Source organism: Lutimonas vermicola (genome assembly GCF_038433205.1).
Lineage (GTDB): Bacteria > Bacteroidota > Bacteroidia > Flavobacteriales > Flavobacteriaceae > Lutimonas > Lutimonas vermicola.
Window position 1 is genome coordinate 593,723 of record NZ_JBCDNA010000001.1, and the last position, 14,833, is coordinate 608,555.

16 protein-coding genes are annotated in these 14,833 nt (G+C 40.4%); 4 read left to right on the plus strand and 12 right to left on the minus strand.

Annotated elements, in window-relative coordinates; translation table 11 throughout:
• Nucleotides 1-128: 128 nt before the first annotated feature.
• The 7 genes from AABB81_RS02690 to AABB81_RS02720 form a co-directional block, all read right to left on the minus strand.
• Entirely contained in the window at nucleotides 129-887 is a 759-nt protein-coding gene (locus AABB81_RS02690) for a sulfite exporter TauE/SafE family protein (protein WP_342158420.1), read from the minus strand.
• A 59-nt stretch (nucleotides 888-946) separates the two neighbouring features.
• Complete coding sequence (locus AABB81_RS02695; RefSeq protein ID WP_342158422.1) at nucleotides 947-1,561, minus strand: nucleotidyltransferase family protein; 615 nt, start codon at nucleotides 1,559-1,561, stop codon at nucleotides 947-949.
• A 171-nt stretch (nucleotides 1,562-1,732) separates the two neighbouring features.
• Nucleotides 1,733-2,404: a YiaD family glycine zipper/OmpA-like lipoprotein gene (locus AABB81_RS02700; protein WP_342158423.1), complete on the minus strand. Its 672-nt coding sequence runs from the start codon at nucleotides 2,402-2,404 to the stop codon at nucleotides 1,733-1,735.
• Nucleotides 2,405-2,418: 14 nt separating this feature from the next.
• Nucleotides 2,419-2,925 carry a lipocalin family protein gene (locus tag AABB81_RS02705; protein WP_342158425.1) on the minus strand — a complete coding sequence of 169 codons (507 nt, stop codon included), beginning with the start codon at nucleotides 2,923-2,925 and terminating at the stop codon, nucleotides 2,419-2,421.
• Between the two features lie 66 nt (nucleotides 2,926-2,991).
• Nucleotides 2,992-4,971 carry an alpha-ketoacid dehydrogenase subunit alpha/beta gene (locus AABB81_RS02710; RefSeq protein ID WP_342159641.1) on the minus strand — a complete coding sequence of 660 codons (1,980 nt, stop codon included), beginning with the start codon at nucleotides 4,969-4,971 and terminating at the stop codon, nucleotides 2,992-2,994.
• Between the two features lie 138 nt (nucleotides 4,972-5,109).
• On the minus strand, nucleotides 5,110-5,595 hold the full coding sequence (locus AABB81_RS02715) for an Lrp/AsnC family transcriptional regulator (RefSeq protein ID WP_342158426.1): 486 nt from the start codon (nucleotides 5,593-5,595) through the stop codon (nucleotides 5,110-5,112).
• Nucleotides 5,596-5,688: 93 nt separating this feature from the next.
• Entirely contained in the window at nucleotides 5,689-6,807 is a 1,119-nt protein-coding gene (locus tag AABB81_RS02720; RefSeq protein WP_342158427.1) for a M14 family zinc carboxypeptidase, read from the minus strand.
• Nucleotides 6,808-7,094: 287 nt separating this feature from the next.
• Here AABB81_RS02720 and AABB81_RS02725 point away from each other — a divergent pair, with 287 nt between their 5' ends.
• Nucleotides 7,095-7,487, plus strand: a complete 393-nt coding sequence (locus AABB81_RS02725; RefSeq protein ID WP_342158429.1) for a helix-turn-helix domain-containing protein — start codon at nucleotides 7,095-7,097, stop codon at nucleotides 7,485-7,487.
• 57 nt (nucleotides 7,488-7,544) lie between these two features.
• Here the strand turns inward: AABB81_RS02725 and AABB81_RS02730 are convergent, their stop codons facing one another.
• The 5 genes from AABB81_RS02730 to AABB81_RS02750 form a co-directional block, all read right to left on the minus strand.
• On the minus strand, nucleotides 7,545-9,998 hold the full coding sequence (locus AABB81_RS02730; RefSeq protein WP_342158431.1) for a M1 family metallopeptidase: 2,454 nt from the start codon (nucleotides 9,996-9,998) through the stop codon (nucleotides 7,545-7,547).
• Between the two features lie 128 nt (nucleotides 9,999-10,126).
• Nucleotides 10,127-10,687, minus strand: coding sequence for a DUF4252 domain-containing protein (locus AABB81_RS02735; RefSeq protein ID WP_342158433.1), 561 nt, complete (start codon nucleotides 10,685-10,687; stop codon nucleotides 10,127-10,129).
• Between the two features lie 11 nt (nucleotides 10,688-10,698).
• Complete coding sequence (locus AABB81_RS02740) at nucleotides 10,699-11,220, minus strand: DUF4252 domain-containing protein (protein ID WP_342158435.1); 522 nt, start codon at nucleotides 11,218-11,220, stop codon at nucleotides 10,699-10,701.
• A gap of 27 nt (nucleotides 11,221-11,247) precedes the next feature.
• On the minus strand, nucleotides 11,248-11,706 hold the full coding sequence (locus tag AABB81_RS02745; protein WP_342158436.1) for a hypothetical protein: 459 nt from the start codon (nucleotides 11,704-11,706) through the stop codon (nucleotides 11,248-11,250).
• Nucleotides 11,693-12,202 carry an RNA polymerase sigma factor gene (locus AABB81_RS02750; RefSeq protein ID WP_342158437.1) on the minus strand — a complete coding sequence of 170 codons (510 nt, stop codon included), beginning with the start codon at nucleotides 12,200-12,202 and terminating at the stop codon, nucleotides 11,693-11,695. The genes AABB81_RS02745 and AABB81_RS02750 overlap by 14 nt, the downstream gene beginning before the upstream one ends.
• 138 nt (nucleotides 12,203-12,340) lie before the next feature.
• Here AABB81_RS02750 and AABB81_RS02755 point away from each other — a divergent pair, with 138 nt between their 5' ends.
• Genes AABB81_RS02755 through AABB81_RS02765 form a run of 3 tightly spaced genes read left to right on the plus strand, consistent with a single transcriptional unit; the run spans nucleotide 12,341 to nucleotide 14,831 of the window.
• Nucleotides 12,341-13,864, plus strand: a complete 1,524-nt coding sequence (locus tag AABB81_RS02755) for a S41 family peptidase (RefSeq protein ID WP_342158438.1) — start codon at nucleotides 12,341-12,343, stop codon at nucleotides 13,862-13,864.
• 15 nt (nucleotides 13,865-13,879) lie between these two features.
• Nucleotides 13,880-14,257 carry an RNA-binding S4 domain-containing protein gene (locus AABB81_RS02760; protein WP_342158439.1) on the plus strand — a complete coding sequence of 126 codons (378 nt, stop codon included), beginning with the start codon at nucleotides 13,880-13,882 and terminating at the stop codon, nucleotides 14,255-14,257.
• Nucleotides 14,235-14,831, plus strand: coding sequence for a methyltransferase (locus AABB81_RS02765; protein ID WP_342158440.1), 597 nt, complete (start codon nucleotides 14,235-14,237; stop codon nucleotides 14,829-14,831). Before AABB81_RS02760 ends, AABB81_RS02765 begins: the two co-directional genes overlap by 23 nt.
• Nucleotides 14,832-14,833 lie beyond the last annotated feature (2 nt).

The following is a 14,833-nucleotide window of genomic DNA, read 5'->3' on the forward strand; positions in this document are numbered from 1 at the left end:
ATTCGCCCTACAACATATATAGTGATACAAAGGTATTGACTCATGATATAAACGAACCGAAACCAGCGTTAAAGCGCAAGCCAAATTGATAAAATGTTTCAGGCTTGCTTCTGCTGGAAAATAACATGTTATTTCAATAAAATGATCAAGGCGCCTGCCGCAGTTACGATCAATACCAATTTTCTGTAAAGATCATTATTGATCAGCTTTACCAAACGGATCCCCAGAAAAAACCCAATGAGAATTGCCGGCGACAGGATAAGGTTCAATGTTAAGGTTTCTGCATTGACTGTTTTCCAAACCAGGATGTGAAAAGGAAGTTTAAAAACATTGATGATAAAGAACAACCAGGCGGCGGTTCCAATAAATTCATTTTTTGGCAGCCTCATGGCCAGAAAGTAAATGCTGGCAAAGGAGCCGGCAAGGTTACCAATCATGGATGTGATCCCGGATAGCAGCCCCATAGAACCTGCAAAGGCCCAGTGTTTAGGGATGCCAAAGGTCTTTGTCCGGTCCATCCAGATCATGACCACGACAGTCAGTAATATAAAAACCGCCATGACTTGTTTAAAAATCGCTTCAGATATATCATTGCCCCACCATACGCCCAGCAATACCCCAACGGCCATCATAGGCAACAGCTTTTTTAAAAAATACCATTGTGTGTGCCGGTGGTAATAAATCACGGCAAAAATATCTGCTGTGATCATCATGGGCATGAGGATCCCGGTTGATGCCTTGCTGCCAAAAACCAAAGCCATTAGGGTCACAATAATAACACCCAGGCCTTTGATTCCTGATTTTCCCATACCCAGCAACAGCGTAGCCATTAGTGCCAGGCCAAGGTCAAGACCAGTAATTTCGAAGTTATCCAGAATTGTCAGCAAGCTTTTGGAGATTTGTTTCGCAAAGTAATCAAATAAAATTGAAGACAGGTTTCCTGTGATTATTTTCCATGGGTACTGTAAAATCTCTCATACCTCTCTTTTGTATCAAGATCAATGTCACCATAGGGGGCATCCATTCGAATTAGCTGGTCAAGATGCTTTTTAATGATAGATTTGGCCCCGGTGTCTCCCTGTAAAGATTGGAGTTCCCCGAAATATGCGCTTCCAAAAACTGTCGGGACGCCAAGGTCGTTTTTGTAACAACTTGCAATAATTCTTTTATTATTTATACAACTGTTAATAAGCTTATTATAATGATCTAAGTCAATTAAAGGTTGGTCAGCAACAGCAAGGAGTACCCCGTCATACACAAGTTGGTTTTTCCCTATAAAATCGATGGCTTTTGAGATGGACGACCCCATTCCCCTGGTCCAGTCATCATTGCGGATCAACCTTATATTTGTGGTATCAATATTTTTTAAAATCTCAGTTTCATAAGCCCCAAGCACCAGAAACAGGTCGCAGGCATCTGACTGCCTGAGTTGGCTGAGAACATGGCCTAAAAGAGTTGAACCTTGCCATGGCAACAATTGCTTGATTGCCTCCATTCGCTTAGAGTCCCCTGCTGCCAACACAACAGCTGCCACTTTCGGATTAAATATGTTGGCACTCATTTCAAAGTTTTCTGTTTACAGGCTTCTAAAATTCCTTTATTGGGAGAAATTAATCTCTTACATATAAAACATACCTTTATAACATAGCCATCAGTGGGCATCACAGGCCATTAATTTGGGTTCGCGCGAATAATATTAAGGTAGTTTGTATTTCTTAAAAAATTACTGCAATTAGTTAGCCTGTGCTTTTGCATCCTCAATCATTTGTTCATTGGCAGCAACACCTATCTCGACCCGTCTGTTCTTAGCCTGACCTTCTTTTGTGTTATTTTCAAACCTTGGACGCGTTTCTCCAAAGGCTTTCACCATAAAACGATTTGCCGAAACACCTTTAGCTTTTAAATAAGACGCTACCGCATCCGCCCTTCTTTTAGAGAGTTTCATGTTGTAATTATCATCTCCGGTACTGTCAGTATGCCCCTCAATCATGAGCTCGGTATCCGGGAATTCTATAAACACTTCAGCTACTGCATCCAGGTTTTTTTTCGCTTCAGCTGTAAGATCCGCGCTGTCAAAGGCAAAATTAACGCCACTTTTGTCATCAAAAATGATCTGAATTCCTTCACCAACACGTTTTACTTCTGCTCCGGGCACTGCAGCTTCTATTTTATCGGCTTGCTTGTCCATTTGGTTTCCAATCAATGCACCGGCTCCGCCTCCAATAGCTGCGCCGATAAGCGCTCCGCCAATGTCACCCCCAATAAGGCCCCCGACCAGGGCTCCTGTAGCGGCTCCTATTCCCGCACCTCTCTGGGTTTTGTTTGAATTTTGAATTGCAGTACAACTCAGGTTTAAAGACAGGATCACTGCCAGTGATAATCCATATAATTTTAATGTTTTCATCGTGTATCTGGGTTTTATAAGCTGAAATCTTCTGAAACTTTTGTATACGTGAGCACGACATCAAATTCATTCCCTTCATAGGTTGTCTCAATACGCATGGTCATTGTGTTTTCTTCTAAAGAATCTATGGTTGACCTGTAGCCGCGATTTGCCGCATCAATCGGTTTGTTTTTTTCATCTACATACTTAAATTGAAACTGATAGGTCCCGTCTCCCGGTTCGTAAAAAGACCAGTGAATCCTCGTTGATACGGCCTCACATTGAGAGCCGCCGGGAAGCGTATACTTTCCCGAGCCGTTATTTGGGATAAACACCCATTCACTTTCTTTAAAACAGGCAGAATCAGCCATATCAAAGAGATTGGCTTTATACAAACCTTTTTCGCCAACAAACCTTATGTTGGTCACTTTCCAGGTGCCTTTAAGCGTTTTTTTGCTCGGTTTTGCCTCGGTATTCGATTGGGTGGATCCACATGAAGCCATAAAAAGAATCACAAAGGAGAAGAATAATAGTTTTTTCATGAGTCGGGGTTTAAAGTTAAGCTTACGAATTTACGAAATATATCTCTTCAATCAATATCTAAGTACTCAGTAATCCAGTAAATCCTTAAGGGCAGTTTCAAACCTTTTATCCGGCAAATAAATATCCTCAAGGTTCTTGGCAAAAGGTATGGGCATCATTGGAGCAGCTACCCTGATCACCGGGGCATCCAAATATTCAAAGCAGTTTTCACTGATCAAGGCTGATATATCTGAAGCAACACCGCCAAAAATCGAATCTTCCTGCAGTATAATCACCTTACCGGTTTTTTTAACAGACGCATAGATACATGCCTCATCCAGGGGCTGCAAGGTTCTTAAATCGATAAGATCGGCCACCACATCAAGCTTTTCTATAGCAGACAGCGCCCAGTGGATTCCGGCTCCATAACTAATAATCGTCACCTCATCACCCTGCTTAATCAGAGCTGCCTGACCCAGGGGAATGGTGTAATAATCATCAGGAACATCCTGGTAAACAGACCGGTAAAGTTGTTTATGCTCAAAAAACAAAATAGGATTTGGATCTTCTATCGAGGCACAAAGCAGCCCTTTGGCGTCATAAGGGAAAGCCGGATACACAACTTTTAAACCCGGGGTTTTGGTAAACCATGCTTCATTGGTCTGGCTGTGAAAAGGACCTGCCTGTACGCCTGCCCCACAGGGCATCCGCAAGACAACATCAGCTTCCTGCCCCCAGCGATAATAAGATTTAGCCAATAAATTGACCACCGGATTGAATCCGGAGCTTACAAAATCGCCAAACTGTAATTCGACTACCGATTTTATCTTCTTGACTGAAAGCCCATAGGCCGCTTCTATCACAGAAGACTCGCATATAGGGGTATTCCTTACCCTTTCTTTCCCGAAGGCATCCATAAAACCTTCCGTGATTTTAAAAACACCACCATAAGATGCGATATCCTGACCCATGATGACCAGTTCCTCAAATCGTTCCATGCTTTGATACAGGCCTTTTGAAATCGCATCGACCAATCTGATTTTTGAAGTTTTATTTCCTGGCCTTAACTCTTGTATTTCAAATGGTTTAAATACATCATCTAATTCTTTATTTAAAGAGGATGTTACCGCTTCTTCTTTAAAGACAGCTGCCAAATTTGTATCTATTTCGCGGCTAAAGAGCTGTTTAAAATCAACTTCATCGGCCTCTGATAAAATATTGATTGATTTGAGATACGCTTGAAAATTTTCTATTGGATCTTTTAGCGACCATTGATTCAGAATCTCTTTTGGAACATATTTTGTACCACTCGCCTCTTCATGGCCCCTTATCCTGAAAGTTTTAAATTCAAGCAGTACCGGCCGTGGATTGGCCCTGAGGCTCATGGCCAATTCCCTTACTTTACCATATACTTCAACAATGTTATTACCATCAATAATATGGCTTTCCATGCCGTAGCCCACACCTTTATCGGCAATGTGTTCGCACTTAAATTGCTCATGAGCAGGTGTTGACAAGCCATAGCCATTATTTTCAATACAAAAAAGAACCGGTAATTGCCATACGGCAGCTATATTAAGGGCCTCGTGAAAATCACCTTCACTGGTAGCTCCCTCTCCCGAAAACACAGCGGTAACCTTTCTTTCCCCTCTGAGTTTATGACCAAGGGCAATCCCGTTGGCAACACCAAGCTGGGGCCCTAAATGAGAGATCATTCCTACAATCTTATACTCTTGTGTTCCAAAATGAAAGGATCTGTCCCTTCCTTTTGTAAACCCTCCCTTTTTACCTTGCCACTGCGAAAAAAGCCTGTGAAGCGGAATGTTCCGGGACGTAAACACACTGAGGTTCCTGTGCATGGGCAAAATATATTCATCTTCGTGCAGCGCGAGGGTCACCCCTGTGGAGATAGCTTCCTGACCAATTCCCGAAAACCATTTTGAAATTTTACCCTGTCGCAAAAGAATGAGCATTTTCTCCTCAATCATTCGAGATTTGAGCATTGCTTTATAAAGATCAAGAAGTTGCGACGCCTCTAGTTTGGGTCTGCTGTAGTCAAATCTCATAGAAAAAGATATCTGGGTCCTGTCAACCAAAATTACACCCAAATATCGAATATTTTATGATGAATCAACCATAATAAATAAAAAATCCTCCTCATTACATACATAATGAAGAGGATGTTTTTTACACTGTTTCTTTCTTTAGAAAGCGATCTCCTTGAAGATCTGGTGCATCAACCTTTTTTTGTCGTTGATCACCTCTTCCAATGAAATAGAAGTTTCAGTTCTTTTGATACCTTCAATCCTGTCAAGCCTGAATATAATTTCCTTGGCATGCATGGTGTCTTTCGCTCTGATTTTGCAAAAAATTGAGAATTTACCAGTAGTCAGATGCGCCACTGTTACCTCTGCTATTTTTCTAACTTCTTCTATAACAGATTGTGTCGTTGAAGAATTTTCCAAAAACAATCCAACATATGCTATAAACGTATAGCCCATTTTGTTATAGTCAACACTTAGAGTTGATCCTTTTATCACCCCTTCATCTTCCATCTTTTTCACCCTTACATGAATCGTCCCGGCAGAAACCAAAAGATTCTTTGCTATATCCGTAAAAGGTGTTCTGGCATTTTCTATCAAGGCTTCTAAAATTTGATGATCAAGCTCATCCAATTTGAATTTTGACATAAGTATTTTATTTGTTTAATTTGCAAATATGATAAATAAATGTGAAATAAATACCAATCTTATTAAAAAATGTGTCCTTTTAATGGACTATATTTAATTTAATTTGTTTTTAACCCAATTCTCCACATCATTTTGATCAGTAAAATCAAGGCCTTTACCGTCTAATATCTTATCGGCACTATAAGCACTTAAATCGGTAAGTTTATCGACGCTTGGAACAAACCGGACCTTGCCATGCTCGAGTTTTTCAATAAAAAGAATACCTATGTCTGCATCTTTATCATCAACCTTTACGTTTTTTATAATGATATCGAGGTATTTTTTTTCATTATCAGGGATATCAAAATACTTATGATGATCAATTTTTTCTTCCCGGGTGGATATATATCGCATACCTTCAAGTAAAGCCATAAAAGTAGCGCGCCTGGCTTCCTTCCTTTTATAATCGCCTTTGCTATGACCAGATTCTATCAATATCGTGTTGTGGCCCATTTTTTGAAAATTATCCCCTGTGGCGGTAGGATAGAATTCATCAGTATAGCGGCCAATACTTCCGGGAATCAATTGCTGTAGGAATTCATTCATGGCTGCAATTACCCGCATGGTCTCCTGCCTTCCTGCTGTTAATGTGCGCCGGTCATCTACCGAAGGCGCAAGAAAAGACAATGTAGCAGGCCGGTTTTCAGGTCCTACGCTAAAGATGGTCCTCTGATCATGAAGGTTAAAGCAGTATTCAGGGTTTACGGCTTTCAGCACTTTTTGAAGCAAACGGCTTTCAATTGCCCTTTTCTCAATAACATCCCGGTTAAGGTCAATGCCCTGGGCATTGATACGGGTGTATGCTTCTGCCCCATCAGGATTCAACATAGGAATGCAATGTATCGTGCATTCCTGCAATATATGTGAAGAGAGCCAACTCAGCGTTCCGGGATCAGAAAAGAATTTGATCAGGTCAAGCAAGGCCCTCGTGCCGGTACTTTCATTGCCATGCATCTGGGTCCAGAGAAGTAGATTCGTTTTCCCTTCGCCGAAGACCAGGGTATAGATATCACGTCGCTCAAAAGATTCACCAATTTTTTTTACCTTAAACCCGTCGCTCAAGCCTGCGAGATAGGGTTGCATCTGCCTTAAAGTAAGATAGCGCTCTTCGAGCCTTTTCTCGTGATGTATCCTGTACCAGGAACTTAATTCCTTAATGTCAATCTTTTTCATTTTACAAATGTAAACAAATAGTTATTTACAATTGTAAACACAACATTCAGCAGAGTTAATTACAAATGTAAACATAAAAGCCTGGAAGCTGCCAATGGTTTACTACAGCGGATAAAAAATATTTATTTTATATTTTTTATCTATATATAATATTGTTATTCTGTACTATATAACTTATTACTTAAATTATATATTTAATTATTTTAACAAGAAAAACTATAATTGATGCTCTGTTTTTGCACATGGCAGCCAGATTATTTACATTTGTAATCTTAAATAAGTTTACAATGATAAACAATTCTCAATTTGCTTCCAGGCTTACTACGATCATGACTTATTATCAATTGTCGGCTTCCGGGTTTGCAGATAAAATCCAGGTACCCCGATCGAGTATTTCCCATTTATTATCGGGTAGAAATAAACCGAGTTTGGATTTTGTCCTAAAGGTGATCAAAGAGTTTAAAGAAGTCGAGTTGTACTGGTTGTTAAATGGAAAGGGGACTTTTCCTGCCTCCACCTCGCCTGCTCCCGACAAAGGGCAAATAGATGAAAGAAAAGGCGGCGATACACCGGACAGCGCAATTACGGCTCACCACAGAACAATTGATCGATCTAAAAAGGCATTGGAAAAAATCGTTTTCTTTTATACAGATGGTACTTTTAAAGAATACATGGCATAAAAAAATCCTGAAAAGCAATTTTTCAGGATTTTAGTTTCTTTATCAGGATCGGCCTGCTTACTCCAGTTTGGTGATCCCGTCTTGAACAATTTTAGACAAGGCATCCTTATTTTCATAGGCTGACTGGCTTTTCACCTCAAGCACCTGCTGTAATACCTGCTTTGCAATTCTATCGGCTCCGTACTGTTTGTATTGAATCCCGAATTGCACAAATGAATCAACCAGGTTCTGCGTGGCCTCCTCGTTCGAACTGGCAGCTACCCACTGAAACCCTTCTTTATATGTATTTTGTTTATCCCTGTCTTCTGTAAAAAACATTCCTTCCATAAGATTGTCTGCAACAAATGGGATTTCCGATTCCGTTTGATCCATAATGTAAACAGGGATCAAGGCATCCTTAAGGCTCTTTTTAATCAGTTCATCATTGACAGAGGCCGCATATTGCATGGCAGCAACTTTATCGACAGCATACAAGGCCTGCAGGGAGCTTACCTTGATCGCATTTGAATTGCTGCTTAAACCATCTTTATACAACTCAGTGTATTCCGCTCCTTCCAGCTTGGATAATTTAGAGATGGCTTTAGCCCTGACCAAAGTTTTTTCATCCTCAGATGCAAGCTTTTCGATAGATTTAATCGCCTTTTTCGCATTGGCATTGCTGAGCTCGATCTTGTCAATAGCCATGATCCTCAGGCCATAAAAAGAGTCGTTTAAAGCATTTTGCAGGGTGGCATAGGCCAATTCATTTTCCTGCATACCAACCAGCCCTTCTATGGCTTCCCTTCTGTCTTCATATTTTTTACCAACTTTATAAAGGTGTGCAAGGTTTTCAAGTGATTTGTCGTCCTTGATCTCTGCCAGCAATGTCCTGTCGGCATCAACATTGACCAGATCAGGTTTATTCCCGTATTTAAACGAAAAAGACTTGCTTTTTTCATCTACCCATACCTCGTATCGTTTGGCTGTTTCTCCTTCAAAAACCTCAATGGCAAGAGGAAATTGAAAAAGGTTTTCCTGGGTTTGCTCAATCTGAACAGTTACGATCTTGGCTTCTTCACTGTAAACATAGGTTACGTCCAGTTTTGGGTGGCCATTGCTAAAATACCATTGGTTAAAAAACCAATTCAAATCCTTGCCACTCACTTCTTCGAAAGCCAATCTCAATTGATGAGCTTCTCCAGTGCCATACTTATGATCATTCAGGTATTGTTTTATACCTGCTTTAAAAGCTTCATCCCCCAAATAGTTTCTTAACATATGTAAGATGGTACCTCCCTTATTATAGGAAACAGCATCAAACATATCTTCTCTTGAATTGTAATGAAACCTGACAAGATCCTTTAATTCGTTGTCCGGAGACAAATAACCTGCTATTTGCACGTGCCTGTGGGCATCTGCATAATCTTTGCCGTATTTGTATTCAAACCAAAGGTATTCACTATAGTTGGCAAAAGATTCATTAACCGTAAGGTTGCTCCAGCTTTCAGCAGTAACCAGGTCTCCGAACCAATGGTGAAAAAGTTCATGTGCAATTGTGCTCTCCCAGCTGTTTTTATCAACCAGCTCACCTGTAGTTTGATAAGCCATTTCCTGATGTATAACGGCAGTCGTATTCTCCATGGCTCCGCTTACATAATCCCTGCCTATGATCTGTGCGTATTTTGACCAGGGATAAACCACCCCTGTATAGTCAGAAAAGAAATCCATCATCTCAGGGGTAAGCCCGAATATGCCCTTGGCATAAGGCTCATATTGTTTTTCTACATAATAGTCAACGGCAATGTCTTTCCATTTGTCTTGAACCACGCTGTACTCCCCTACACCCATAAAAAAGAGGTAAGGCGCGTGTTTCTTGTCAAACTTCCAGTAATCAGTACGCGAACCGTCACTGTTTTTCTTCTGCTCCTTTAAAATACCGTTCGAAAGTGTAACATATTGATCCGGCACGGTCATATAGATCTCCTGGGATGTTTTTTGATTCGGGCTGTCTATGGTCGGGAACCAACAGCTGTTCGCTTCAGTTTCTCCCTGTGTCCAGATCTGTGTGGGTTTCTTTGGATCGGTATCCAGAGGGTCCACAAAGTACAAACCTTTCGCATCTTTGATCGCTATACTACCCTGCTGGGTTACTTCTTCGGGCCTGGCAGTGTATTTGATATAAACAGTATACTCATCTCCTTTTGCATAGGTATTCCCTAATGAGATCCTGAGTTTATTCCCGTCATAGTCATATGTAAGATCTTTTCCGTTGGAAGTAACCTTATGAATAAGCATGGCCTTCGCATCGAGTTCCAAATCACTTACATGATAAAAATGCGGTGTCAAGGTGATCCAGGCCTCTCCGGGCATCTGGGATTTTTCAAAGTCAAAGCTCACCTTTAACTTGGTGTGAACAAGGTCGTTAATCTTTTCCCGTTCGGCTCTGTATTGTGTGTTGATGGTTTCTGTTTCCTGCGCAATACCTGCACCCAGGCTTAGAAAAAGGCATAGCAATAGTAATTTGAAGTTCATAGACTGTTTAAAATTAATGGATTGAGCGACAAATATAATTGAATTAAAGGTAAATTGCTCGTTAAAGAATGGTTAAAAAAAGGCCACTTTAGTTACTAAAGTGGCCTTTTAATATCTTTTGATCGGGATTAATCCATATCAATATCACCGAACAGGTCAGCTAATTGTGACAGGGCATCACCGGCTCCTTCTTTATCGATGTTCTTAAAATCCTCAGCCATTTTCATGATCTTTTCGGGCTGCATCTTATTTCCAAGCACCCTGGCAAGTGCAAATCCTTTGCTGTTGTCTGAAGCGAACAAAATAAACTCATCGATGGCATCGTCACTACCCTGATAATTGATCACAATATTGATGTTATCGTGTTTCATGCGCATCAATTCATTGTAGTTATCGCTTTTAAGAATCTCCTTTACCTGCGCATATTCTGTTTTAAAAGCTTCTTTGTTGGATTCAGTGATCTTAAAGGCAAGCACATTAAGTTTCTTGATGGTAGCCATAGTGGCCTTTGTTTCCTCAGAAGCCGCATCTCCAACTTTTAGCAGGCTGGCGGGCAGGTCAATGGCGATAAAATTATCGTTCTCCTGCTTTTCTACATAATATTGCTGAACCGTGGGTTGTTTGTTGCACGCTGCAAAAAGCAGGGAGGCAAAAAACAGTATTGAGAGTGTTTTGATTGTGTTTTTCATCGTGTCGTGTTTTATTTTTTACTGGCTTTTTCCAAGTGTTCTCCTCCCGGAAGATCCATTTTATCTGTTAATTTGGCAATCTGATTCAGGTCTATATCTCCTGTCAAAGAAATGATCACAGACTCTTTGGAGGTATTGTCACTGTCTTTTACAAACATAAACAGTTCGCTTACAAAATCTTCTGTTTTCCCTTCCTTAACGTAAATGGTCACGTTGCTGTCGCCATCTTTTACCCGCATCAATTCCTCGAGGTTGGCTGTTTTTAAGTAATTTTTAGCAGCGGCTTCCATTTGCTTTGCTACTTCCATGCTTTCAGTGGCAAAGACCTTTAAAGACTCAATGTTCTTGATCAATTGCATGTATTCATCATCCGATTCAGAACCTATCTTGCTCATTAAAGAAAAGGCCTTTTGCGTTACGACAACCGAGGTTACGCCTTCGATGTCTTCAAACTTGTCGAATTGTGATTGTGCGCTGGCTATCCATCCTGACATAACCATCACTGTTACTAAAATAATTCTATTGATTTTCATGTTCTTATTGTTTATTAGACTTGTTTATTAATTAAATATTTTCTTCTGTGTACTCTCAAAGGTTCTTAGCTGGGCCATTGCTTCAGTTCCTCTGTTAAAATTATCCAGTTGCGCGATGGCACCCGTACCTTTATTTAAGCTGCTTGAAATCAGCTCAAGCGCCTTCTGTGTTTCCATATAGGCCAGCCTGGCTTCTTGCTTTTCGGTTTCGTTTTGTTGGTAAACACCATAGATTCCTATGAAGAAAACCAGCATTGCCGCTATGGACAACCATTTGATGCTTATTGTTTTTTTAGTTAATTGAATACTTCTTGTAGAAGTCTCCAGGGAACTGTCAGCAAAGAAATTAAACATCTCCTTGTATTCGCTTAAATGAGCCGGAACTTCCTCTTGGGAAAAGTACTCCTTTAAGACTGCTTCTTCCTTGATTGAGGTTTTTGCCTCAAAATACTTTTCAAGTAATTTTTCGATTTTAGCCAATTCCATAATTCTGTTTTTTAATAAAATTTTCCCTTAATGTTTTCCTTCCCCTCGACAGGGCTACCCTAATCGCTGTAGGTTCCATCTTCATGATCTTGCCTATTTCATCGTATTCGTAATTTTCGACATCCCTAAGCTGAATGATCATTCTTTGTTTTTCAGGCAAGTCATTCATCAAACCTTTCATGATACTTGCGCTGTCTCTGTATTCTATCTTTGTTTCAAGCTCACCCGATTCGTCCTTGTAATTACTGTGAACCAGCGTGAGGTTTGAAGCTCTTTTTGACTTTAACTGGTCGAGACAGTAATTTTTGGTCATCATCATGGCATACGCCTCAACATTATTATAGTTTTCGATCTTACTTTTATTCTTCCAAAGCTTGAAATAGAGTTCCTGGGTCGCATCTTCCGCTTCATCCGTCGACACCAACAGCCTCTTTGCTAATCGAAAGACCTTGTCTTTAAAAGGTAAAACCGTTTCTAGAAATTCTTTTTGGTTCATTGATTCTAAATAAAAAAGCAATTTATCAAATCTGCTACACCTATAACACGAGCTGGCATGTATTTTGTTACATTCATTTTAAAAAAAAGTAAAAAAAGCAGTATTTTTACGACTTATAGAAAAGAAAAAAGAAAAAAAATGATAAAAGATTTCTCAAAATGGGCCTTCCTCCTGGCCTTTTTAGTATTTGTAAGCTGTAGTGATTCCAACGATATACCGGATAATCCGAATCCGGGAACACAAACAACTCTTAAAGACCCGGTTAATAATTTTATCTGGAAAGGGATGAATTCCTGGTATAACTGGCAGTTGGATGTGCCAAACCTCGCTGATTCCAAAGACGATATTCAGGAAGACTATATCAATTTCTTAAATGGTTATACTGATTACAGAAATCTGATGTATTCGTTAAGTTACCGGCATATTTCATTAGTAGGAGCGGCAAATGCCGTCGACCGGTTTTCCTGGTTTGTTGACGATTATGAGGTTCAGGCGAATGCATTCCAAGGCATCAGTACCCGTTTCGGCTTTACGCAAAGAACCATACAGATAAACGAGGCCGGAGATATTGTGATCGCCATATTATTGGTTGAAAATGACTCTCCTGCGGCCCGGGCCGGAATGAAAAGAGGCGACATTGTAAATGCCATCAATGGAATTATATTAAACACCGGAACTGTAGACGCCGCATTTGCCGGTCTTTCGAATGAAACCGTTACCCTTTCTTTTGTTTCAGAAAATGACGGGGTGCTTACCCAGTTAGACGACAAAACCATGACTAGAGCTGTAGTTACTGCTAACCCGGTTCATGTTCAGAAAATTTTCAATGATATTGGTGGAAAAAAAGTAGGATACCTGCTGTATAACAGCTTTGACGACTCCTGGAATGATGAATTAAATGAAGCCTTTGCTATTTTTAAAGCTGAAGGCATCAATGAATTGGTTCTAGATTTTAGATTCAATGGTGGGGGTTCAGGTTTAGCCACAAACTATCTGGCGAGTATGATTTATGGTCAAGGGGGTACCGGACTATTTTATGAAACAAAATTTAACGCAAAGCATTCTCAGTATAATTCAGGAGAATTTTTTCAGAATGATCTCATCATTCAGAACTCGAATTTAGACGTCATAGGAGAAGAACCGGTCAACAGGCTCAATACGCTGGATCGTTTGTATGTCTTGACTTCAGGCAGTACGGCATCTGCCAGCGAACTGATCATCAATGGCTTAAAACCCTATATGTCGACTGTAAAATTGATCGGAACGACAACTTATGGAAAGAATGTCGGGTCCATCACCTTATATGACTCACCTGATACAGATTTTCTGAGTAAGGATGAGGCAAATACGGCCCATAAATATGCCATGCAGCCTATTTGTATCCAGGTATTTAATAAAAATGGGGAAAGTGATTATACCCAGGGCTTTCAGCCGGATATAGAAGTAGATGATACCTATAACTGGAATGCTATTTTGCCTTTTGGCGACAGAAATGAAGCCCTTTTAAAAGTGGCCCTGGATGACATCAGCGGGATCGCTGCCAAACAGACCTTATCTAAATATCAGCTGCAGGCCAGGGAAATCAAAATGACTTTGCCGGAGGATAGATATGATTCTGAAATGTATTTTGATCATCTCATCAAAAAGCAATTAAAACCTTAGATATTTACCTAAACTATGCGCATAGACAAGTACTTATGGTGTACCCGTTATTATAAAACGAGAAGTATAGCGACCGAGGCTTGTAAAAAAGGGCACATCAAACTTGATGGCGCTAATGTAAAACCTTCAAAGGAGGTGTTTTCGGGCGAGAAACTGACCATACGCAAAGACCAGATCAATTACGAGATCCTGGTACTGGATGTACCCAAAAGTCGCGTGGGGGCAAAATTAGTCGACCTGTACAGAAAAGACGTGACCCCTGAGGAAGCTTTTCAAAATCAGGATTTACTAAAATATTCAAAGGAGTATTATCGCAAAAAAGGAACGGGCAGGCCTACCAAAAAGGATCGCCGCGACATAGACACCTATCATGATGAAGATCCCGAAATATGACGAAGCTTTTTGGAGCGAAAAATACCAGGCCGGTGAAACGGGCTGGGACCTGGGACGAGTCTCTCCTCCTATTAAAGAATATATAGACCAACTAAACGATAAAAGCATATCGATTTTGATCCCCGGTGCAGGCAATGCCTATGAGGCTGCCTATCTCTTTAAGCAGGGTTTTCAAAATATTACGGTGCTCGACCTGGCTAAAAAACCTCTTGAGAATTTAAAAAAGAGGGTTCCTGATTTTCCGGGGCATCAGTTGGTGCATGAAAACTTTTTTGAGCATACGGGGCAGTATGACCTCATCATTGAACAAACTTTTTTTTGTGCATTAGATCCTTCTTTAAGAGTTGATTATATTGACAAAATGAAATCATTACTTAAAGACAATGGGAAGCTAGTAGGCTTGTTGTTTGACTTTCGCCTCACCGACGAAGGGCCTCCCTTTGGGGGCAGTACAGATGCCTATACCATAGATTTTCAAAAGCGATTTAAGCTAAAGACCCTGGCTCCCTGTTATAATTCCATAAAACCTAGACTTGGGAGGGAACTTTTTATTAATTTTGTGAAGACAAACTGATC

Coding starts and splice junctions, on each gene's coding strand:
- AABB81_RS02695 (WP_342158422.1), bottom strand. CDS start 1,561: ATGAGTGCCAACATATTTAATCCGAAAGTGGCAGCTGTTGTGTTGGCA.
- AABB81_RS02700 (WP_342158423.1), bottom strand. CDS start 2,404: ATGAAAACATTAAAATTATATGGATTATCACTGGCAGTGATCCTGTCT.
- AABB81_RS02705 (WP_342158425.1), bottom strand. CDS start 2,925: ATGAAAAAACTATTATTCTTCTCCTTTGTGATTCTTTTTATGGCTTCA.
- AABB81_RS02710 (WP_342159641.1), bottom strand. CDS start 4,971: ATGAGATTTGACTACAGCAGACCCAAACTAGAGGCGTCGCAACTTCTT.
- AABB81_RS02715 (WP_342158426.1), bottom strand. CDS start 5,595: ATGTCAAAATTCAAATTGGATGAGCTTGATCATCAAATTTTAGAAGCC.
- AABB81_RS02720 (WP_342158427.1), bottom strand. CDS start 6,807: ATGAAAAAGATTGACATTAAGGAATTAAGTTCCTGGTACAGGATACAT.
- AABB81_RS02725 (WP_342158429.1), top strand. CDS start 7,095: ATGATAAACAATTCTCAATTTGCTTCCAGGCTTACTACGATCATGACT.
- AABB81_RS02730 (WP_342158431.1), bottom strand. CDS start 9,998: ATGAACTTCAAATTACTATTGCTATGCCTTTTTCTAAGCCTGGGTGCA.
- AABB81_RS02735 (WP_342158433.1), bottom strand. CDS start 10,687: ATGAAAAACACAATCAAAACACTCTCAATACTGTTTTTTGCCTCCCTG.
- AABB81_RS02740 (WP_342158435.1), bottom strand. CDS start 11,220: ATGAAAATCAATAGAATTATTTTAGTAACAGTGATGGTTATGTCAGGA.
- AABB81_RS02745 (WP_342158436.1), bottom strand. CDS start 11,706: ATGGAATTGGCTAAAATCGAAAAATTACTTGAAAAGTATTTTGAGGCA.
- AABB81_RS02750 (WP_342158437.1), bottom strand. CDS start 12,202: ATGAACCAAAAAGAATTTCTAGAAACGGTTTTACCTTTTAAAGACAAG.
- AABB81_RS02755 (WP_342158438.1), top strand. CDS start 12,341: ATGATAAAAGATTTCTCAAAATGGGCCTTCCTCCTGGCCTTTTTAGTA.
- AABB81_RS02760 (WP_342158439.1), top strand. CDS start 13,880: ATGCGCATAGACAAGTACTTATGGTGTACCCGTTATTATAAAACGAGA.
- AABB81_RS02765 (WP_342158440.1), top strand. CDS start 14,235: ATGATGAAGATCCCGAAATATGACGAAGCTTTTTGGAGCGAAAAATAC.